This is a genomic window from Pseudomonas sp. MWU12-3103b, from assembly GCF_023100615.1.
Taxonomy (GTDB): Bacteria; Pseudomonadota; Gammaproteobacteria; order Pseudomonadales; family Pseudomonadaceae; genus Aquipseudomonas; species Aquipseudomonas putida_A.
The window spans coordinates 267,733-288,063 of the sequence record NZ_JALMEY010000007.1; the positions used below are offsets into that span (position 1 = coordinate 267,733).

The 20,331-nt window shown below is 60.7% G+C and carries 17 protein-coding genes and 1 pseudogene; 10 read left to right on the top strand and 8 right to left on the bottom strand.

Annotated elements, in window-relative coordinates; all coding sequences use genetic code 11:
* Positions 1-45: 45 nt before the first annotated feature.
* The 5 genes from M0808_RS13895 to M0808_RS13915 form a co-directional block, all read right to left on the bottom strand.
* On the bottom strand, positions 46-537 hold the full coding sequence (locus tag M0808_RS13895) for a CS1 type fimbrial major subunit (RefSeq protein ID WP_247841492.1): 492 nt from the start codon (positions 535-537) through the stop codon (positions 46-48).
* Position 538: 1 nt separating this feature from the next.
* Positions 539-1,297 (bottom strand): molecular chaperone, encoded by a 759-nt coding sequence (locus tag M0808_RS13900; RefSeq protein WP_247841493.1) that lies wholly within the window; start codon positions 1,295-1,297, stop codon positions 539-541.
* Between the two features lie 59 nt (positions 1,298-1,356).
* Positions 1,357-2,613 (bottom strand): hypothetical protein, encoded by a 1,257-nt coding sequence (locus tag M0808_RS13905; protein ID WP_247841495.1) that lies wholly within the window; start codon positions 2,611-2,613, stop codon positions 1,357-1,359.
* 28 nt (positions 2,614-2,641) lie between these two features.
* Positions 2,642-5,164: a CS1-pili formation C-terminal domain-containing protein gene (locus M0808_RS13910; RefSeq protein WP_247841497.1), complete on the bottom strand. Its 2,523-nt coding sequence runs from the start codon at positions 5,162-5,164 to the stop codon at positions 2,642-2,644.
* A gap of 105 nt (positions 5,165-5,269) precedes the next feature.
* Positions 5,270-5,746 carry a CS1 type fimbrial major subunit gene (locus M0808_RS13915; RefSeq protein WP_177416203.1) on the bottom strand — a complete coding sequence of 159 codons (477 nt, stop codon included), beginning with the start codon at positions 5,744-5,746 and terminating at the stop codon, positions 5,270-5,272.
* Between the two features lie 515 nt (positions 5,747-6,261).
* Between M0808_RS13915 and M0808_RS13920 the strand changes: the two genes are divergently transcribed.
* Both M0808_RS13920 and M0808_RS13925 read left to right on the top strand, forming a co-directional pair.
* Positions 6,262-6,843: a PadR family transcriptional regulator gene (locus M0808_RS13920; protein WP_139054248.1), complete on the top strand. Its 582-nt coding sequence runs from the start codon at positions 6,262-6,264 to the stop codon at positions 6,841-6,843.
* The gene (locus M0808_RS13925) at positions 6,840-7,625 is read left to right on the top strand and encodes a siderophore-interacting protein (protein WP_247841499.1); all 786 of its coding nucleotides are present in this window, start codon (positions 6,840-6,842) and stop codon (positions 7,623-7,625) included. The genes M0808_RS13920 and M0808_RS13925 overlap by 4 nt, the downstream gene beginning before the upstream one ends.
* Before the next feature lie 7 nt (positions 7,626-7,632).
* Here M0808_RS13925 and M0808_RS28570 read toward each other — a convergent pair.
* From M0808_RS28570 to M0808_RS13940, 3 genes and pseudogenes are all read right to left on the bottom strand, one after another.
* Positions 7,633-7,722: pseudogene (locus tag M0808_RS28570) on the bottom strand (metal ABC transporter ATP-binding protein); the annotation flags it as partial.
* 9 nt (positions 7,723-7,731) lie between these two features.
* Positions 7,732-8,370, bottom strand: coding sequence for a Pr6Pr family membrane protein (locus M0808_RS13935; RefSeq protein ID WP_247841501.1), 639 nt, complete (start codon positions 8,368-8,370; stop codon positions 7,732-7,734).
* 1 nt (position 8,371) lies between these two features.
* The gene (locus tag M0808_RS13940) at positions 8,372-8,602 is read right to left on the bottom strand and encodes a VF530 family protein (protein ID WP_003227831.1); all 231 of its coding nucleotides are present in this window, start codon (positions 8,600-8,602) and stop codon (positions 8,372-8,374) included.
* 300 nt (positions 8,603-8,902) lie between these two features.
* On the opposite strand from M0808_RS13940, the gene M0808_RS13945 reads away from it, so the two are divergent.
* The 8 genes from M0808_RS13945 to cmoB all read left to right on the top strand — a co-directional run bounded on the left by M0808_RS13945 (position 8,903) and on the right by cmoB (position 20,140).
* Complete coding sequence (locus tag M0808_RS13945) at positions 8,903-10,264, top strand: carbohydrate porin (RefSeq protein WP_098965447.1); 1,362 nt, start codon at positions 8,903-8,905, stop codon at positions 10,262-10,264.
* A gap of 226 nt (positions 10,265-10,490) precedes the next feature.
* The gene (locus M0808_RS13950; protein ID WP_204895274.1) at positions 10,491-12,902 is read left to right on the top strand and encodes a glucose/quinate/shikimate family membrane-bound PQQ-dependent dehydrogenase; all 2,412 of its coding nucleotides are present in this window, start codon (positions 10,491-10,493) and stop codon (positions 12,900-12,902) included.
* 507 nt (positions 12,903-13,409) lie between these two features.
* A complete protein-coding gene (locus tag M0808_RS13960) occupies positions 13,410-13,775 on the top strand; it encodes a DUF6124 family protein (protein ID WP_027612112.1) in 366 nt (121 codons plus the stop codon).
* A 754-nt stretch (positions 13,776-14,529) separates the two neighbouring features.
* Positions 14,530-16,947, top strand: a complete 2,418-nt coding sequence (gene lon, locus M0808_RS13965; protein ID WP_247841503.1) for an endopeptidase La — start codon at positions 14,530-14,532, stop codon at positions 16,945-16,947.
* A gap of 256 nt (positions 16,948-17,203) precedes the next feature.
* Positions 17,204-17,596, top strand: coding sequence for a protease inhibitor I42 family protein (locus M0808_RS13970; RefSeq protein WP_098965453.1), 393 nt, complete (start codon positions 17,204-17,206; stop codon positions 17,594-17,596).
* A gap of 2 nt (positions 17,597-17,598) precedes the next feature.
* Positions 17,599-18,234 carry a lysoplasmalogenase gene (locus M0808_RS13975; RefSeq protein WP_225136218.1) on the top strand — a complete coding sequence of 212 codons (636 nt, stop codon included), beginning with the start codon at positions 17,599-17,601 and terminating at the stop codon, positions 18,232-18,234.
* A gap of 245 nt (positions 18,235-18,479) precedes the next feature.
* The gene (gene cmoA / locus M0808_RS13980; protein ID WP_208101786.1) at positions 18,480-19,187 is read left to right on the top strand and encodes a carboxy-S-adenosyl-L-methionine synthase CmoA; all 708 of its coding nucleotides are present in this window, start codon (positions 18,480-18,482) and stop codon (positions 19,185-19,187) included.
* Positions 19,184-20,140: a tRNA 5-methoxyuridine(34)/uridine 5-oxyacetic acid(34) synthase CmoB gene (gene cmoB, locus M0808_RS13985; RefSeq protein WP_247841505.1), complete on the top strand. Its 957-nt coding sequence runs from the start codon at positions 19,184-19,186 to the stop codon at positions 20,138-20,140. Before cmoA ends, cmoB begins: the two co-directional genes overlap by 4 nt.
* Positions 20,141-20,331: the final 191 nt, after the last annotated feature.

Sequence of the window (20,331 nt, forward strand, 5' to 3'; positions counted from 1 at the left end):
CGGCGCGTCGGTCTGCCCGTTGCACATCGGGCAGGCCGGGCCACCTCAGGGCGCCGCCGCATTGAAGATCAGGTGCACGTTGCCATAGTAATTCCCCGGCTTATAGCCGCCGGCGGGCGTGATCGGCTGGATCTCCAGCGCGTAACGCCCGCCGGCCCTGGCCTGCTCTGCAGAAACCACCTGACGCGGCGTCTCGTGAGTCAGCACGGTATCGGCGAAGCTGACGCGCAGATAAATGTTCTGCTCCTCGCGACCATTGGACAGAAACGCTACGTTCTCCAGGCGGGCCTCGATGGCACTGGTGTCGTGCCTGAGGTCGAAGTGTTTGCGCAATCCGCCAAGGCTCTTGGTGCTGATATTCCACGGCAGAATCTGTTCACGATGAATCCAGTCCGTTTCGGCCGGTATCACATAAAAACCCAGCGTCGGAATATCCACCGACACCTCGAACCGGTGCTCTTCGCGTGCCGCAAACGATTCTGCACTGAACAGGGTCAGAACGCCCGCGCACAGGATCATCAACGATGGCTTGATCATTTCAGGCCCCCCCTGATGATTGGCCGGCTACGCGCAGGGGCTTCTTGCTCTCGCCCTCCACCAGATTGAAGCGGTATTCGCGTCCGGACTGCTTGTCGAACTCGAAACTGTTGCCTGCGCGGATGTGGTGTTTGGTGGTTGGCTGGCAGGCGGTTTCGTCTTTCAGCGCACAATTTCGGAACTCGTCGATCAGCACCACGGTGTTGCCGTTATTGCGCACTCGATAGGTTGTCCGGGTGTCTTCGATCACGCTGTCGAAACGGCTGTCTTTCGGGCGCACAAAGAACACCGTACCGAAACCGGTCATGACGTTGACCCCGGCCGACAAGGTGGTTTTGTATTGCTCACGCTCCTCGGCGGACACGGCGAATTCGTCTTCCTTTTCCGGGACAACGGGGATGAACCGCACGCGGAAATAGCGCTCCCGGTCACGCTCGCCCATCATCAACAGACGCGTACCCTGCATGCCGTTGGCCGGCACGATCAATCGCGCGGGGCTGGCCATCAGGCCGTCTCGACTGCTCATGTCAGCCTGGCTCCTGACCTCGATTTCCCGCGAGGTGCCGTCGGCGTCATAGAGGATTTCGAGAATGTTGACCTTGACGAATGCAGTGCTGTCGCCGCTGTTGAATACCCGTTTCAGGTACGTGCTCTTGTCACCGTCGAGATAGTCGTAGACCGTCCCGACATTGATCTGCGGGCCGGCCTGCAGGGCAAAGGGCAGCCCGCTCAAAACCATTGCTAACACCAGACGCTTCATCACCTTGATTCCTTGGTCGTTGAACACAGTGCCGATTCGACTCATCGCTGAATGGCCCATCAGATATCCGAATCCCAGATCACAATGACAGTGCCGGAATAGCTGTCGCTCACGCCGGGCTGCAGCATCTCTGCCATCGAATGCGGCCGAACTTCGAAATGCAGGGTTCCCGGTGCTCGATCCACATAAAAACCGGGCTTGAAATACAGGGCATTCCCGGCGCTGGGCTTCAATGGCATGCGCCGCACCGGCTGGCCGGCAAGATCGGTTATGCCGTTGGGCATGCTGACGCTGACGTACAGCTCGACTCGACGGTAATTATTACTGTCCTGCAATCCGCACTCGGCACCTACTCCGGGACCGCAATTGATCAGCATCTTGAAACGCGATGACGCCGAAATGTTGAAGGTCTGGTCGCGGAACAGCCCGACCGGCCGCCGTCCGGCCTGCAGCCAGCTCTGCCAGCCACCGTTGGGAACCAGGCGGACTTTTTCGCCACCGGGCGGGATGTCGACCTTGAGGGTGTGCTGCACATTCAGATTGAAATTCAAGGTCAGAGACGAACTCGACGGCAACATCACATCGCCAAAATCGAAATCCGCATTCGGCCCGACACTGTAGGTCAGCGAACCGCTGTAGTCCCCCGACGACATGCCCAGCGGATCGGGGGTGACCAGTTCATAGGCAAAATCGAGGTGTTCCAGACGCAACCACGGCACCTCGAACTTCGCCTGTTTGGTACAGGCAGCAGCCGCTGGCGTTTTCCAGAAAAACGAGTATGAATTGGGGGAGTACCAACCCACACCGCTGTACTGACAGGGCGCCGGAGCATAGACCCAACTTGAGCCCCACAACAGGTTGTGGGCGATGCGATCGTCTTCGGCGCCCTCCACCAGTTTCCTCACGTTCTCGGTCACATAGCGCGAGCCGATACCGACGATCCGCACCTTGACGATTTGCGGCTCGTGGGTGGTCTCGTGATAGACCGTCAGCTCACGCCACTGCACGGGTACCTGAAACGTTGCCCCTTGCCGCGGCGAAGGATGATTCGCCGCAATCGGCGCACGAGCGTTGAACTGAATCGGCACCTGCAAGCTGAATATTTCATGCTGCTCGCACTGCGCCGGGTCGTAGGTGCAGTAACCACTGGAGGGCGTGGTGTTCTGGAACTTGTTGCGGTGCGGATAAGACGAGTCCGGCTTGAACTCGGCGGTGATCGACACCTGTTCGGCGTGAGCCGCAGATACCGTGCCGGCGACCAGCACAACAGCGGCCAGCCCGCGACGCAGGTATGTAGCCAAGGGTGAGACGTTCATGTCTGCAAATCTCCTGAAGCAGGCCGGATCAACCCGCGGTGTGAGCCTTTTGGGTGACGTCGGCCAACGTGTCCGGCGAGCAGCGCAAATCGCCGATCATCAGCACGTTGTTTTCGCTACGGTGTTGGTCGGGGTCGAGCCGGAACTGGCACAGCAGTTGATCGGCGTAGCGCACTTCGAGGGTCGGTGAGCTGGCGTGCATTTCCATCGAGAAAAACCCGTCGACTTCGCTGACCCCGCGACTGGCGTGATTGATCACGTGATGGCCTTTGAGCGGCTGGCCCTGGGGGTCGAGCAGGCGCCCAAGTACGGTGACGGTTTTCATCACCCGCACCTTGCGGTACTCCACGCCGCCCTTGTTCAGGTGATAGCGGGCGCGAGACGGTTCGATGTTGGCGGCCGGAACGTGATTGCCTTCGAAATCGAAGCCCACCGAACTGTTGCGGTACGCCGTGAGCGGGATGAAATTGCGCCCCGGCCGCAGCGCTGAACTGCCGCCGCTGAGGTCGTCGGCGCGCAGGGTGATGTCGGCGATATCCGACTCGACATCGACGATCATTCCGGCGCCACGGCCCTGATGCTGGCTGGTCATGACCAGTTGCTGACCGCCGACGATCACGCTGCTGTCGAGGTTAACGCCACCGGTGAAGTTGCCGTTGTAGGACGAGCGCTGCACGAAGCCGTCGCCATTGACCCAGTCGGTACGGAAGTTGGCCAGGCTCGAAAGACCGACGCCGTAGGTGTCGGTCAGCGCCGTGACCGAAACGCTTTGCAGAATGTGATTCTGCAGATCCTTGCGATAGCCGATCGAGCCATTGTTGTCGCGCCCGCCATCGCGGGCGGTGCGGCTGCCGATGCTGCCGGAAATCTGCTGGCCCGGCCCGCCCAGCGCCATGTTGATGCTCAGGTCGATCCCTCGATTACGCGCCTCGCCACTGCTGTAGCTGCCCGGCCGGTCGAACAGCGACAGCCGCCAGTTGGCATCGCTGCCAAACAGCTCGGTGCGCTGCGTCCAGCCCAGGTCCATGCCGACGCCTTCGACGTTGCCTGTGCTGTGCGAGACCCGCGCACTCAGCGAATCCTTGCGGCTGATACGGTGGTTGAGCGCCAGCGACGAGTTGCTGGTTTCGCCGGTGAACACATTGCGCTGCCGCACCCGGGTGCCGTCGGGCAGCGTGTCGTAACTGTTGCGGGTGTCGAGCCAGCTGCGGTTGTGGCTGACCACCAGGCTGCCGGCGCCATAGTTGTACAGGCCCTGCACATCGGCGCCGGTGCCGTGGTCTTCGGTCTGATAGAGATTGGCGAAGAGGCTGATGCTGTCGGCCAGGCTCCAGTCGATCGAAGTGCCGTACTGCAAGGTATCGCGTACCTGACGCGCCGACAGGCCAAGGATCACCCGCGGGTGCAGCAGGTAGTTGAGCGCCGCGCCGGCGGTGAGATCACCGCTTTGCTGTTCCTCCCAATTGCTCAGCAGTTTGCTTTCCTGCCCGGCGAACACGTTATAGCGCCAGCGCTGGTCGAGGTTTTGCCAGTTCACCGGTTTGTAGACCAGCTCCTGTGTGGTCGCGGTGGTCTGGCCATCCTCGATCAGGCGCACTTCGACTTCATAGATGCCGCCGGGCAAGGGCCGGGTATCCAGCGTCTGCAACCCGGCCGGCACGGCTTGCGTATTGATCAGCAGGCCATCGCGATAGATCTCCACCGACGCCTGGCGATTGGCCGTGACGAAAATCGGGTAGACGCTGGGTCGCGGGCTGTCGATCGCCAGGCTGTCGGAGCTGCCATACATCACACCCACCGCCGTATCGGGGCTGGTGCCGAACGACCGGGGCTGGCGGGTCAGGCCTTCGGAATTGGGGGTGAAATAGCCCAGGCGGAAAAAACTGCCCTGCAGTTCGCGCTGGGTGTAGAGTTCGTGTACCGCATGATAGGTCTTGGTGTCCGGCCCGCCGAGGCGCGCCAGTTGCATATTGAAGGCCTGGCTCCAGTTGCCGAGACTGGCACTGGCTTCCAGACCGAAACGTCCGCCCAGATCCTGGTTCTGGCCGCCATTGAGGTTCAGCTGATTACGCAGCATCAGACCGCTGCTGCCCCCCTCGGGCTGCTCGTGGAAGCGTTGCGTCTGCAGATCGCGCTCGGCGTTTTCGGTGGCGATCGAGAGCAGTGAGTTTTCCAGGTTGTAATGCACCGCCAGCAGTTGCTCGGGGCATTGCCCGCTGCAGTTGCCCAGGGCTACGCCGGATTTGAGGAGACTGGCCCAGGTTTCGCGCTCGGCGGCACTGATACGGCTGTCACTGGTGTCGGTGAAGTCGAGCAAGGTAATGCGATCATCGCGCGACAATATAATCATCGCCTCACCCAGCGGTTGTTGATCAAGTTCGACACGAACCGCCAAAGGCACATCAAAGAAATGCTCTTCAAAGTCCGCCGGAAGACCTTTCGCCTGAGCCAGCAAACTTCGCGGGGTATTATCGACTGGAGGCGGCGCCGCCAGTACGCTGCTGCTCAAAAGCAATGCAAGCGCAGCCGCGATGGGCGTCATCGGATACATGGATTAATACTCTGATTACCGGAAGTAAAAGCCCGGCCGGGCAACTTCAAAGTTGCCGGCCGGTTACGTTACTGGACAAGTAACGTCAGGTATTGCCGTTATGACTCAAACCGAAGGTTCGACGACCAGCATGACCACACCGGTGTAATCGCCAGCGGCCGGTTTGGCACCGGTAGCGCTGATCTTGAAGGGCGCGCGATAACGCGTATTGGACTCGGTATCACCGACCACTTCCTGCGAAGTGGTGGTCAGCGTCTTGCCGTTGAGTTCGACTTTCAGGTCGATGGTGTTGTTACCGCCAATCAGCTTCGGCACACCTTCCAGACGTGCATGAACCTTGCCGGCCGTGTGCAGCACGTCGAAGTGCCCGTTGACTTCGCGCATCGAATTGGTGGCCGGGTTGTAGCTCATGTCCTGATCCTTGTTGACCAGATCGGCATCCACCGGCACCGCATAGAAGTCGTCAGCCGGCACGTGCGCCACGAGACTGATGGAGTGCTTGGCTTCAGTGGCGGCAAACGCCATCGAGGCGCTCATGGCCAGGACAGTCAGAGGGGCGGCAAAGGCGAGTTTCTTGAGCATCATTGAATACCTGTCTTATATAAATTAGTTGAGTCGTCGAGCAGTCAAGGTGAACTGAACAGTCACGAGCAGTCAGTGCTCACCGTTAACTTTCAACGCCGAAGAATGTTCAACCAATTTATCTTCAAAGTAAGCAGGCAACGTCCTGCGACCTTGTAGCCTGGACGCTATTAGATGAGAAAGAAAAAACCGCGAAATTCAGGAAAGTTCCTGTCCAACTGTAAGAAGCAGGCTACAGCGCGCCAGCCGAATGACTGCATGCGCCACAACTTGGTAGCAACTTCCGTAAGACATGTACCACACTTTCCCGGAAACAAAGGGCGAAACGGAATATTAGAGAATCTGCACTAATCTGCGCCTTTGCCGGGGGATTTAATACTGCGTTTTCTTGATCATTTTCCGTTTTTTTCGACCGCAGATTCGATCGGTCAGGTGAGCGCCGTTGGTCAGGAACCCTTGTCAACGCCTAAAGATATATCTTAAGTTGTATCTAAACACGACGAGAGAGCAGGAAAATGAGAGACCATCATTCCCCCCATCATCACCGCGAACACGGCGACGGCCGTGACGGCTTCGAAAAACGCCCCGGCCGCGAACGCGGTGGACGCGGCCCACGGGTCTTCGCCCCCGGTGATCTGAAATTGTTGCTGCTGGCGCTGATCGCCGAGCAGCCGTGCCACGGCTATGACCTGATCCGCCAGATCGAAGGCATGTTCGACGGCGCCTACAGCCCAAGCCCCGGCGTGATCTACCCGACCCTGACCTTCCTTGAAGAAAGCGACCTGATCAGCGGCGACGCCGAGGCCGGCAAAAAACGCTACAGCGTGACCGACGCCGGTCGTTTGTCCCTAATCGAACAAGCGGTAGCGCTGGACGGCGTGCGCATGCGCATCGACGTCAGCAAACGCTCGTTGCGCGGCCATGACCGGCCGCCGGAAATCCACGAGGCAGTGCACAACCTGCGTCACGCCTTGCAACTGCACCATGGACGCTGGAGCGCGGAAGAAATCCAGCGGGTTGCCGCGCTGCTCAACGACACCGCCAAAGCCATCGTCGACGGCCCCGCCGTTCAAACTGCCCCGGAGAAAGCCGAATGACTGCAGTCGATACGCAAACCATTCACCGCGTGATGCACGAAATCAAACGCCGCAAACTCGAAGTCCTGCGCGTGGTCGACCTGACCCCGCGCATGCGCCGCATCACCCTCGGCGGGCCAGAGCTGGCCGGGTTCATCAGCCTGGGCACCGACGATCACGTGAAATTGCTGTTCCCGCAGAATGCCGAACAAACCGCTGCGCTGGAGACCATGGTGCTCGGCGCCGGCAAGGACAACGGCCCGCTGCCCGAGATGCGCGACTACACCCCGCGCCGCTACGACCTGGAAAAACTCGAGCTGGACATCGACTTCGTCCTGCACGGCGACGGCCCTGCCTCGACCTGGGCTGAACAGGCCAAGCCGGGACAGTTTCTGCACATCGGCGGGCCGCGCGGTTCGATGATCGTGCCGGACATCTTCGACAGCTACCTGCTGATCGGCGACGAAACCGCCCTCCCCGCCATCGCCCGCCGCCTTGAAGGTCTGGCGGCCAATCGCAAGGCGCTGGTGGTGATCGAAGTGGAGAACGGTGCCGAGCAACAAGTGCTGGAAAGTAAGGCGCAGGTCAATGTGATCTGGGTCCTGCGTGAAGGCGGCAAGGACAACCTGCTGACCACGGTCAAAGAGCTGCAGGTGCCCAAGGGCAATCTGTATGCGTGGGTAGCGACCGAGACCAAGGTCTCGCGGCAGATCCGTCGGGTGCTGCTGGATGAGCATGGACTCAATGAGCAGTTCGTCAAAGCCGTCGGCTACTGGCGCGCTGAGGGTTCGGCAGAAGAGTGATTTACCCTTGTGGGAGCGGGCTTGCTCGCGAATGCGGTCGATCATTCAACCATGATGTTGACTGACCTGACGCCTTCGCGAGCAAGCCCGCTCCCACATTGACCTTTTAACTTCGTCCTGACTGCCAGCGGTCGATGCCGATCACCAACAACCCAATCAGCACAAACCCCACCAATATCCCTCCAGCATTGACGAACACCTGTGCATAACCCAGCAGCGCCACATCGATGAACGGATACGCATACGCGCCAAGCAGATGCCCGCGCAGCAACGCGTAAATGAAATACACCAACGGGTAAATCAGCCACAGCGGCAGGTGCCAAAGGCGCAACGTGCCTTTGGGTACGCAAAACCACCAGTAACCGAGAAACAGCAGCGGCATCACGTCGTGCAGCAGTTCGTCAGCGATAAACTGCCAGCCCTGCGGATGCCACAAATGCCGTAGCAGAATGCTGTAAGCCAGACCGACCACCGCAATGCTGACCGCAATCCCGCTGCTCACCCATGGCTGCAGAAACCAGCGCTGCGCAGCGGATTCACGCCCGGTGACAGCGCAGGTCAGCACGGTCACCACCAGGGTGTTGGTGAGTACCGTGAAGTAACTGAAGAAACTCACCAGCCCGCCCAGCAGGCTGGCGTCGACACTCAGCCGCGCAAGGAAAATCAGGTACAGCTGGATACTCAGCCCGGCCCAACCGAGCGTGGCGATGAGCGTGATCAGGCGTCGCCGCGTAACGGCGTCCATCTCAGAGCGGACGCTTGGTGCGCATCAGTTTCACGTACAAGCGCTCGACCTTCTCCCGCGCCCACGGGGTTTTGCGCAGGAAGGTCAGGCTCGACTTGATGCTCGGATCGCTCTTGAAGCAGCGGATATCGATGCGCTCGGCCAACCCCGACCACTCGTAATGCGCCACCAGCGCATTGAGGATCTGTTCGAGGGTTACGCCATGCAGCGGATCGGGAGTGTGGTCGTTCATGCCAGGCCTTTGGACGGAGGGAAAATGCACAAGCCGCGCACCTTAGCCGAGGGGCCGGTCAGGTGGAAGGCCTTGCATCAAATGTAGGCCAACCCGAGAAGATCGCAGCCTGCGACCATCGCCACAATGCGCCCGTTTGCCGCACTGTTACCAAATCAGAAATGCTGCATGTCTGCAAAAGCCCTTTGTCTTTTTGTTACAGATCATTATCCTGCCGCCCTTCAGCTGAATCGCTTCACTGCCTGCGTCAAATTGAAGCGCTCGGTTTACCCCCGTAAAACACCAAAAAAAGACTGACCCATGCCTGATTTTTCCTTCTCCCGAGACAGCGCTATCTCAGCCCTGCGCCTGCTCGGCGGCTGCACCGCGCTCGGCTTCGCCACCTACGCCCAGGCGGCCCCCGCCTTCGACAGCGACTCACCGTGGATGCTCGGTGACTGGAACGGCACGCGTACCGAACTCGCGGAAAAAGGCTACGACTTCAAACTCGATTACACCGGCGAAATGGGCAGTAACCTGCACGGCGGCTACGACCACGATCGCACCGCGCGTTACAGCGACCAGTTCGGTCTGGGCACGCACCTGGACCTGCAAAAAATCCTTGGCTGGGACGACGCCGAGTTTCAGTTGACCATCACCAAGCGCAGCGGCAACAACATCAGCAATGACCGCATCAACGACCCACGCGTTGGCGGCTTCACCTCGGCCCAGGAAGTCTGGGGCCGTGGCCAGACCACGCGCCTGACGCAGATGTGGTACCAGCAGAAATTCTTCGACCAGAAGCTCGACATCAAGGTCGGCCGCTTCGGCGAAGGCGAAGACTTCAACAGCTTCCCGTGCGACTTCCAGAACCTGGCGTTCTGCGGCTCGCAGGTCGGCAACTGGGTCGGCGGCATCTGGTACAACTGGCCGGTCAGCCAATGGGCGCTGCGGGTCAAATATCACCTGACCCCAGAGTTGTACGCGCAGGTCGGCGCCTACGAGCAGAACCCGTCAAACCTCGATCGCGGCAACGGCTTCAAACTCAGCGGCAGCGGTACCCAAGGCGCCGTGTTGCCGGTGGAACTGGTGTGGACGCCGAAGCTCAACGGTCTGCCGGGCGAATACCGTGCCGGTTACTACTACAGCAGCGCCAAGGCCTCTGACGTCTATAAAGACCAGAACGGCCAGCCCGCCGCACTGAGCGGCGAAGCCTACCGCAGCGCGTCGAGCAAACACGGCGTGTGGTTCGGTGCGCAGCAGCAAGTCACCAGCCTCGCCAGCGACCACTCGCGCGGCTTGAGCGTGTTTGCCAACGCGACGATGCACGACAAGAAAACCAACGCCATCGACAACTACGTGCAGGCCGGTGTGGTCTACAAAGGCCCGTTCGATGCCCGCGCCAAGGACGACATCGGTTTCGCCCTGGCCCGCGTCCACGTCAACCCGGCCTTTCGCAAAAACGCCGAAGCGAGCAATCAGGCGCACGCCGTCTACGACTATGACGACCCGTCCTTCCTGCCGCCGCAGGACACCGAATACAGCGCCGAACTGTATTACGGCGTGCACGTCGCCAACTGGCTGACCGTGCGCCCGAACCTGCAATACATCCGCCATCCGGGCGGTGTGAACGAGGTCGATGACGCACTGATCGCGGGGATCAAGATCCAGTCCTCGTTCTAAAGATTTACGCAAATCCCCAAGGTGGGAGCGGGCTTGCTCGCGAAGGCGGCGTGTCAGTCGATGCATCAGCCTTCTGACACACCGCTTTCGCGAGCAAGCCCGCTCCCACAAGGAGATTTATGAAATTCGTTAGCTACACAAGTTTTATCTGAACCATACCTGTGCCCAATCGTCATCTAAAGTGACTACAGCGCGGGACTACATAAACGTCACGGAGAATCACACTATGAGCACCGAAAGTGCTTCGAGTCGGGGCCGTCTGCTACCGAGCCTGCTCGGCATTCTGCTTCTACTGATGGGCCTGGCCATGCTGGCCGGGGGAGTCAAGCTGAGCATGCTCGGCGGCTCGCTGTACTACCTGCTGGCCGGTATCGGCATTGCGCTGAGCGGCATTCTGTTGCTGCTGCGTCGTCGCGCAGCGCTGGGCCTGTACGCCATCGTGCTGTTCGCCAGCACGGTCTGGGCCTTGTGGGAAGTCGGTCTGGACTGGTGGCAACTGGTACCGCGTCTGGCCCTGTGGTTCGTTCTCGGCCTCGTGATGTTGCTGCCGTGGTTCCGTCGTCCGCTGCTGCTCAATGGCCCTGCGCCGATGGGCACGGGTGGCCTGACCGTGGCCGTGGTGCTGGCCGGTGTGACTGCCCTGGCCAGCCTGTTCACCCACCCGGGCGAAACCTTTGGCGAACTGGGCCGCGACACCGCGGACATGACCAGTACCGCACCGCAAATGCCTGAAGGCGACTGGCAGGCCTATGGCCGCACCGAATTCGGTGACCGCTACTCGCCGCTGAAGCAGATCACTCCGGCCAACGTCGGCAAGCTGCAAGAAGCCTGGCGCATCCAGACCGGCGACCTGCCAACCGCAGATGACCCGGTCGAGCTGACCAACGAAAACACCCCGCTCAAAGCCAACGGCATGCTCTATGCCTGCACCGCGCACAGCAAAGTGCTGGCGCTGGATCCGGACACCGGCAAGGAACTGTGGCGCTTCGACCCGCAGATCAAGAGCCCGGTCGGCTTCAAGGGCTTCGCCCACATGACCTGCCGTGGCGTGTCGTACTACGACGAAGCCGCTTACGCCAAGTCTGAGAACGCTGCCTCGGCCGTTATCTCCGAAGCTGGCAAAGCCGTTGCTCAGGCTTGCCCGCGTCGCCTGTACCTGCCAACCGCCGATGCGCGCCTGATCGCCCTGAACGCCGACACCGGCAAGATCTGCGAAGGCTTCGGCAAAAACGGCGTGGTCGACCTGACCCAAGGCATCGGCCCGTTCACCGCCGGTGGCTACTACTCCACCTCGCCAGCGGCGATTACCCGTGATCTGGTGATCATGGGCGGTCACGTCACCGACAACGAGTCGACCAACGAGCCATCGGGCGTAATCCGCGCCTTCGACGTGCGCGACGGTCACCTGGTGTGGAACTGGGACAGCGACAAGCCGGACGCCACCGAGCCATTGGCGCCGGGCGAAACCTACAGCCGCAACTCGGCCAACATGTGGTCGCTGGCCAGCGTCGACGAAAAACTCGGCATGGTTTACCTGCCACTGGGCAACCAGACTCCAGACCAGTGGGGCGCCGACCGCACTCCAGGCGCCGAGAAATTCAGCGCCGGCATCGTCGCCCTCGACCTGGCCACCGGTAAAGTGCGCTGGAACTACCAGTTCACCCACCACGACCTGTGGGACATGGACGTTGGCAGCCAGCCAACCCTGCTCGACATGAAAACCGCCGACGGCGTGAAGCCGGCGCTGATCGCCCCGACCAAACAGGGCAGCCTGTACGTCCTCGACCGTCGTGACGGCACGCCGATCATCCCGATCAAGGAAATCCCGGTTCCGCAAGGCGCCGTGAAAGGCGACCACACCGCACCGACCCAGGCCCGTTCGGACCTCAACCTGCTGGCCCCGGAACTGACCGAAAAAGCCATGTGGGGCGCCAGCCCGTTCGACCAGATGCTGTGCCGCATCCAGTTCAAGGAACTGCGCTACGAAGGCCAATACACGCCTCCGTCGGAACAGGGCAGCCTGATCTATCCGGGTAACGTCGGCGTGTTCAACTGGGGCGGCGTCTCGGTCGACCCGGTTCGCCAGATGCTGTTCACCAGCCCGAACTACATGGCCTTCGTCTCGAAAATGGTGCCACGCGAGAAAGTCGCCGCCGGCAGCAAACGCGAGAGCGAAACCGCTGGCGTGCAGCCAAACACCGGCGCGCCATACGCGGTGATCATGCACCCGTTCATGTCGCCACTGGGCGTACCGTGCCAGGCCCCGGCCTGGGGCTACGTCGCCGGTATCGACCTGACCACCGGTAAAGTCGTGTGGAAACGCAAAAACGGCACCAGCCGCGACAGCTCGCCAATCCCGATCGGCTTCACCTTGGGCGTACCAAGCATGGGCGGTTCGATGGTCACTGCAGGCGGCGTCGGCTTCCTCAGCGGCACCCTCGACCAGTACCTGCGCGCCTACGACGTGAACACCGGTAAAGAACTGTGGAAATCGCGTCTGCCTGCCGGCGGCCAAGCGACCCCGATGACCTACACCGGCAAGGACGGCAAGCAATACGTGCTGCTCGTTGTTGGCGGTCACGGCTCGCTGGGCACCAAGATGGGTGACTATGTGATTGCGTACAAACTGCCGGAATAAGTTTTAGCGGCGGTAAAGGAAAGGCGATGCTCCGTGAGGGGCATCGCCTTTTTTGTGCCCACCCTTTCTGAGTCCACCGGACAAACCTGTGGGAGCGGGCTTGCTCGCGAAAGCGGTGTATCAACCAATGAGTTTGCCGGCTGACACATTGCCTTCGCGAGCAAGCCCGCTCCCACACTGGACGGTGTCCGTCCTACAGAAGCGCGTTATACGCGGGAGTTTTCCGACAAGTCGCGTCGGTTGTGCCTCGGAAATTGGCTGGATAGGCTCTGGTGGTCGCTGGAAATTCAGCGGCCGGGCGTCGCGGCCTGATAACTGATGCATAATCGCCAACCTGACAGCACCTCGGATGCCTGTTGGTTGTGTCATGGCGGCTGTGCGCGGGATACCTTCTTTGGGGGTATGCCGATTCCTCAGTTATCGGTCCGCGAACCCGCGTACAGCTGCCACCTCAGATTGCGTCGCGGCAATTGAAGGTAGTTCCACTTCACCAACTGAGAATTCATCATGATCAAACCCACACCCAATCCCCCCGAAACCTCCCCCTACGAATCCCTCGATTCCAGAAAACTCCACGACGCCGCCGAGCGTGCGCTGGATCATTACCTGAAACCCTCCGCCGCCGCTGTGAGATTCCACAAACCCAGCAGCATGTTCCAGGTCGCCCCGGACATGGACAACGAAAGCCTGCTGGTCCACGCCTGCGAATCACTGGCCCAAGCCAGCCTCATGACCAGCGACATCGCCGCGTACATCGACATCCCGCAGCGCCGGACGATACTGGCCATTCAGCAAATCATCATGCTCGCAGAACTGGCGGTGAATCGGGTGCTGGATAATGTGGAAATCACCCAATCTGCGGCACACAGCTGAGCCATAGTGGGAGCGGGCTTGCTCGCGAAAGCGTCAGCACATCCAACACTTGCGGTGACCGACACACCGCTTTCGCGAGCAAGCTCGCTCCCACAGTGGAATTGGGTGAGTCAGGTGGAGATGGGTCGGCTCGTAGGCCGCCATCGCGAGCAGGCTCACTCCCACAGGTAAATTGAGTGCATTCAGCCAGAACATGGTCGGCTGTCAGGCCGCCATCGCTGGCAAGCCAGCTCCCACAGTTTTGATTTGTGTACGCCCCATGCGGCGCAGCCGCCCCACTCAAAACAATGAGCGCAAGCTCGAGTACCGCTCTTGATCTTGATCCACGGGCGACGTCGGAAGGCTGAGTGGAGGGATTGATCCGGGGGTGGGAGCGCAGCGACCGTTTGGCGCAGCCAAACACAGCGAGAGGAGGTGCAGCGAAGCAAACCGGAGGCGCTGCCCCACGGATCAGTCCCGGAGCGAAGGAACCCCGAGCCCCAGCGAGCGGGCCGAACGCAGGAGCAAGCCTTTTCGGTTACCTTTTCGGCGTCTGGAAAAGGTGACTCGCCGTAAGGGCGAAACCGCCAGCCGCCACACCCAAAAAAACGGATATACCCCCAAAACCCCAAGAACCTGGTCGGCCCAAAGGCCGCCAAGTCCAAAGCGTGACGCCTGTCAAAACCCTGAACGCACAAGCAGAAACACCGCCCCCCATTGAAACCACCCAAAGCCTGCCCCATCTAAGACCCATACCCCATTGCGCAGGTGCCCCATGAGCGACCAGCAAGAATTCCCGGACAACCCCGACGACTACACCGAAGCAGAACACATCGAACACACCTCATCCGGCAAAGGCCTGGCCCTGCCCGGCCAGAACCTGCCGGACAAGGTCTACGTCATCCCGATCCACAACCGCCCGTTCTTCCCGGCCCAAGTGCTGCCGGTCATCGTCAACGAAGAACCCTGGGCCGAAACCCTCGATCTGGTGAGCAAATCCGACCACCACTCCCTGGCCCTGTTCTTCATGGACACGCCCCAGGAAGACCCGCGCCACTTCAACACCGGCGCCCTTCCCGAATACGGCACGCTGGTCAAAGTCCATCACGCCAGCCGCGAAAACGGCAAACTGCAATTCGTCGCCCAAGGCCTGAGCCGCGTACGCATCAAGACCTGGCTCAAACACCACCGCCCGCCGTACCTGGTCGAAGTCGAATACCCGCACCAGCCCACCGAGCCGACCGACGAGGTCAAGGCCTACGGCATGGCGCTGATCAACGCGATCAAGGAACTGCTGCCGCTCAACCCGCTGTACAGCGAAGAATTAAAGAACTACCTCAACCGCTTCAGCCCCAACGATCCGTCGCCGCTGACCGACTTCGCTGCCGCCCTCACGTCGGCGACAGGTAATGAGCTGCAAGAAGTGCTCGACTGCGTTCCAATGCTCAAGCGCATGGAAAAAGTCCTGCCGATGCTGCGCAAGGAAGTCGAAGTCGCGCGCCTGCAGAAAGAGATCTCCGCCGAAGTGAACCGCAAGATCGGCGAGCACCAACGCGAGTTCTTCCTCAAGGAACAACTCAAGGTGATCCAGCAGGAACTCGGCCTGACCAAGGACGACCGCAGCGCCGATCTCGAACAGTTCGAACAACGCCTGGAAGGCAAAGTCCTGCCGGCACAGGTGCAGAAACGCCTCGAAGAGGAAATGAACAAACTGTCGATCCTCGAGACCGGCTCGCCGGAGTACGCGGTCACCCGCAACTACCTCGACTGGGCGACCTCGGTGCCGTGGGGCGTGTACGGCGAGGACAAACTCGACCTCAAGTACGCGCGCAAGGTACTCGACAAACACCACGCCGGCCTCGACGACATCAAGGATCGCATCCTCGAATTCCTCGCGGTCGGTGCCTATAAAGGCGAAATCAGCGGCTCCATCGTATTGCTGGTCGGTCCGCCGGGCGTGGGTAAAACCAGCGTCGGCAAATCCATCGCCGAATCCCTTGGCCGGCCGTTCTACCGCTTCAGCCTCGGCGGCATGCGTGACGAAGCCGAGATCAAGGGCCACCGCCGCACCTACATTGGCGCGCAGCCGGGCAAGCTGGTACAGGCATTGAAAGACGTCGAAGTGATGAACCCGGTGATCATGCTCGACGAGATCGACAAGATGGGCCAGAGCTACCAAGGCGACCCGGCGTCGGCGCTGCTGGAAACCCTCGATCCGGAACAGAACGTCGAATTCCTCGATCACTATCTCGACCTGCGCATGGACCTGTCGAAAGTGCTGTTCGTGTGCACCGCCAACACCCTGGATTCGATTCCCGGGCCGTTGCTGGACCGCATGGAAGTGATTCGCCTGTCGGGCTACATCACCGAAGAAAAAGTCGCCATCGCCAAGCGTCACCTGTGGCCGAAACTGCTGGAAAAGGCTGGCGTGTCCAAGGGCAGCCTGAGCATCAGCGACAGCGCGCTCAAGGCCTTGATCGACGGTTACGCCCGCGAAGCCGGGGTGCGCCAGCTGGAAAAACAGATGGGCAAACTGGTGCGCAAGGCGGTGATGAAGCTGATCGACGACCCGAAAGCGGTGATCAAGCTTGGCCCGAAAGACCTCGAAGCATCGCTGGGCCATCCAGTGTTCCGCAATGAACAAGTGCTGTCGGGCACCGGTGTGATCACCGGTCTGGCCTGGACCAGCATGGGCGGCGCGACCCTGCCGATCGAAGCCACGCGAATTCACACGCTCAACCGTGGTTTCAAACTCACCGGGCAACTGGGTGACGTGATGAAAGAGTCGGCGGAGATCGCCTACAGCTACGTCAGCTCACACCTGAAACAGTTTGGCGGCGATGCGAAATTCTTCGACGAGGCCTTCGTCCACCTGCACGTGCCGGAAGGCGCCACACCGAAAGACGGCCCGAGCGCCGGCGTGACCATGGCCAGCGCCCTGCTCTCGCTCGCCCGCAATCAGCCGCCGAAAAAAGGCGTGGCGATGACCGGCGAACTGACCCTGACCGGGCATGTACTGCCGATTGGCGGGGTGCGCGAGAAAGTCATCGCGGCGCGGCGGCAGAAGATCTTCGAACTGATCCTGCCGGAGCCGAACCGGGGCAACTTTGAGGAGTTGCCGGATTATCTGAAGGAAGGGATTACCGTGCACTTCGCCAAGCGCTTTGCGGATGTGGCGAAGATCTTGTTCTGACAGAAAACCCCTCACCCCGACCCTCTCCCGGAGGGAGAGGGAGCCGACCGAGTTGTCTTGCGCTACGCATCGACCTGTAAGACCGAGTCGATTATGGATTCAGCGATCTATTTCAGGTCGGTGTATCTCTGGAATATCCCCCGGTCAGTCCCCTCTCCCTCTGGGAGAGGGTTAGGGTGAGGGCAGGCACTGTCACACTTTGTCTCATCTTCAGTTATGCTCGCCGTTCGTCGTCAACGCCGGAGCCACTGAGCCTATGTCCGCCACTCGCCTGTTTGTCCCTCTCGCCCTCTCTTTGCTGGCCGCCTGCGCCACGCAGCCAAAACAGAACGTGACCGTGGAAAACCAGAGCGAATGCCCCGTGCAGTTGACCAACGGACAAAACCTGATCGTGATGCTGCCGAGCAACCCGACCACGGGCTATCGCTGGGCAATTCAGGATTCCGCCGGCGGCGTGCTACATGCACTCAGTCCCGAGGTTTACAGCAGTCCGAAAGATTCCGGCATGGTCGGCGCGGGCGGTTTTTCCACCTGGCGCTTCCAGGCCTTTGCCACCGGCAACGGCCGCCTGCGCCTGACCTCGCAGCAGCCGTGGGAACCGGAAGTTGAACCGGCAGAAACCTTCGACTGCGCCATTTCGGTGAACTGATCGTGGGCTGGCTGATTCTGGCGCTGATGGGCGCGGTGACGTTTATCTACGGTGTGAGCACGCATGCGGCATTGCTCTGCCTGCTGGTCAAACCGTTACCGGTGCTGGCGCTGCTCGGCTGGCTGCACGATGCGCCACCCAGCGACTATCGACGCTGGATCAGTCTGGGGCTGATTTTCTCTGTGCTCGGTGACGTGTTGCTGGCGTGGCCGGGGGATTTGTTTGTGTTTGGTCTGGGTGCGTTTCTGGTGGCGCATCTGGCGTACCTCAAGGCTTACCTCAGCGATTGCAAGCGTTTGGCGCTCTTGCCGCTGGTGCTCGCGCTCGGCGTCGGCGCGGTGCTGCTGGGGATTTTGATTTCCAGTGGCCTCGGGCCGTTGCTAGTGCCAGTGCTCGTCTATGGCACCGCGATCAGCGCCATGCTCTGGCGCGCCCTCGCCCGCCTCGGCACCGATGTGCCCAAGCGTTCGGCGCTGCTGGCGGCGGCGGGTGCGCTGGCGTTCGTGTTCTCCGACAGTGTGATCGGCATTGATCGCTTTGTGGCGCCGTTTCATGCTGCGCCGTACGTGATCATCCTCAGTTACTGGCTGGGGCAGTGGGGGATTGCCGCTTCGGCGTTTTCCGTGAAACACCGCTAATTTTGTAGTGAGGGGATTTATCCCCGATGGGCTGCGCAGCGGCCCTGAAACCGGTCAATCAGGTATGTCAGACAGACCGCAGGCACAGATCTTGGGGCTGCTTCGCAGCCCATCGGGGATAAATCCCCTCGCCACGTCGGACAACCCAAGCATCCCGACGCCACTTTGGCTAAAATGCCGGCCTTTTCATCAACACCGCCGGAACCGCCGTGAGCAAAGAACCCGATCGCATTTTCGCCCAGCCGATGGCCCAGGTGCCTGACTTCGCCTTCAACGAGGACGTGGTGCGGGTGTTCCCGGACATGATCAAGCGCTCGGTGCCGGGTTACCCGACCATCGTCGAAAACCTCGGCGTACTCGCGGCGCAATTTGCCCAACCGAACAGCGTTCTGTACGACCTCGGTGCTTCGCTCGGCGCCGTGACTCAAGCCTTGCGCCGTCACGTGCGCACCGACGGTTGCCGGGTGATCGCGGTGGATAACTCGGCGGCGATGGTCGAACGCTGCCGCGAGTACCTCAACGGTCAGGATTCGATGTTCCAGGAGTTGTTACCGGTCGAAGTGATCGAAGGCGACATTCTCGCGCTCGAGTTCAAACCGGCCTCGGTGGTGGCACTGAACTTCACCCTGCAATTCATCGCCCCGGAGCAGCGCACCGCGTTGCTCTCGCGCATCCGCCAGTCGCTGCTGCCCGGCGGCGCGCTGATTCTGTCGGAGAAACTGCGCTTTAACGATGCGCAAGAGCACGCGCTGCTCACCGATCTGCACGTCGCGTTCAAACGTGCCAACGGCTACAGCGAACTGGAAATTGCCCAGAAGCGCAGCGCCATCGAAAACGTCATGAAGCCCGACAGCCTCGAAGAACACCGCGAACGCCTGTTGGCCGCCGGGTTCTCGAAAGTCGTGCCGTGGTTCCAGTGTCTTAACTTTGCCTCGTTGATTGCCTTGCCATGATTGATCTGTCCCCCCTCGCCCGCCGTCTGGCCGGCACCCCGCTGGCCGACTGGGCCAACACCCTGCAAGTGCAACTCGACAGGAAAATGGAGAAAGGTCACGGCGATCTGGAGCGCTGGCAGAGCGCGCTGGACGCGTTGCCGAAACTCCAGCCGACTGAAGTCGATCTGTTCAACGGCCTGAAACTCGACACCGACTGCGACGACGAAACCCGCGCGCAGATGCGCACCGCGCTGATGGGCCTGTCGCCGTGGCGCAAGGGGCCGTTCGACCTGTTCGGCGTGCACGTCGACACCGAATGGCGCTCGGACTGGAAGTGGTCGCGGGTCGCCCCGCATCTGGACCTGAAGGGCAAACGCATCCTCGACGTCGGTTGCGGCAACGGCTATTACATGTGGCGCATGCTCGGCGCCGGTGCCGACAGCGTGATCGGCGTCGATCCGAACTGGCTGTTCTTCTGCCAGTTCCAGGCCGTGCAGCGTTATCTGTCCGAGCCGAATGCCTGGCACCTGCCGTTCCCGTTCGAAGACCTGCCGCCGAACCTTGAAGGCTTCGACACAGTGTTTTCGATGGGTGTGTTCTACCACCGACGTTCGCCGATCGAGCATTTGCTGGCGCTGAAGGATTGCCTGGTCAAGGGCGGCGAACTGGTGCTGGAAACGCTGGTGGTTGAAGGCGACAAGCATCAGGTGCTGGTGCCGGAAGATCGCTACGCGCAGATGCGCAACGTGTGGTTCCTGCCGTCGGTGCCGGCGCTGGAATTGTGGCTGCGTCGGGCAGGTTTCACCGATGTGAAATGCGTGGACGTCAGCACCACCACCGTTGAAGAACAACGCGGTACCGAATGGATGAAGTATCAGTCGCTGAGTGACTTCCTTGATCCGGAAGATCACAGCAAGACCATCGAAGGGCTGCCGGCGCCGATGCGGGCGGTCATCGTCGCGAAGAAGTAATCCAACCTTTCAAACACCGCGGTGAACTCCCCCCTCACCCCAGCCCTCTCCCCAGGGAGAGGGAGCCGATCTTGGGGCTCTTCGAAACCTGAGTTCGACTCGATAACTCAGGTCGGCGGATCTCGCCCATCCAACCCGGTCAGTCCCCTCTCCCTCTGGGAGAGGAGGCCGATCTTGGGGCTCTTCGAAAC

Bases quoted from the DNA above. Each gene is read 5' to 3' on its own strand.
- M0808_RS13895 (WP_247841492.1), bottom strand. From the start codon at position 537: ATGATCAAGCCATCGTTGATGATCCTGTGCGCGGGCGTTCTGACCCTG.
- lon (WP_247841503.1), top strand. From the start codon at position 14,530: ATGAGCGACCAGCAAGAATTCCCGGACAACCCCGACGACTACACCGAA.
- M0808_RS13950 (WP_204895274.1), top strand. From the start codon at position 10,491: ATGAGCACCGAAAGTGCTTCGAGTCGGGGCCGTCTGCTACCGAGCCTG.
- cmoB (WP_247841505.1), top strand. From the start codon at position 19,184: ATGATTGATCTGTCCCCCCTCGCCCGCCGTCTGGCCGGCACCCCGCTG.
- M0808_RS13905 (WP_247841495.1), bottom strand. From the start codon at position 2,613: ATGAACGTCTCACCCTTGGCTACATACCTGCGTCGCGGGCTGGCCGCT.
- M0808_RS13970 (WP_098965453.1), top strand. From the start codon at position 17,204: ATGTCCGCCACTCGCCTGTTTGTCCCTCTCGCCCTCTCTTTGCTGGCC.
- M0808_RS13910 (WP_247841497.1), bottom strand. From the start codon at position 5,164: ATGTATCCGATGACGCCCATCGCGGCTGCGCTTGCATTGCTTTTGAGC.
- M0808_RS13935 (WP_247841501.1), bottom strand. From the start codon at position 8,370: ATGGACGCCGTTACGCGGCGACGCCTGATCACGCTCATCGCCACGCTC.
- cmoA (WP_208101786.1), top strand. From the start codon at position 18,480: ATGGCCCAGGTGCCTGACTTCGCCTTCAACGAGGACGTGGTGCGGGTG.
- M0808_RS13940 (WP_003227831.1), bottom strand. From the start codon at position 8,602: ATGAACGACCACACTCCCGATCCGCTGCATGGCGTAACCCTCGAACAG.
- M0808_RS13945 (WP_098965447.1), top strand. From the start codon at position 8,903: ATGCCTGATTTTTCCTTCTCCCGAGACAGCGCTATCTCAGCCCTGCGC.
- M0808_RS13900 (WP_247841493.1), bottom strand. From the start codon at position 1,297: ATGAAGCGTCTGGTGTTAGCAATGGTTTTGAGCGGGCTGCCCTTTGCC.
- M0808_RS13920 (WP_139054248.1), top strand. From the start codon at position 6,262: ATGAGAGACCATCATTCCCCCCATCATCACCGCGAACACGGCGACGGC.
- M0808_RS13915 (WP_177416203.1), bottom strand. From the start codon at position 5,746: ATGCTCAAGAAACTCGCCTTTGCCGCCCCTCTGACTGTCCTGGCCATG.
- M0808_RS13960 (WP_027612112.1), top strand. From the start codon at position 13,410: ATGATCAAACCCACACCCAATCCCCCCGAAACCTCCCCCTACGAATCC.
- M0808_RS13925 (WP_247841499.1), top strand. From the start codon at position 6,840: ATGACTGCAGTCGATACGCAAACCATTCACCGCGTGATGCACGAAATC.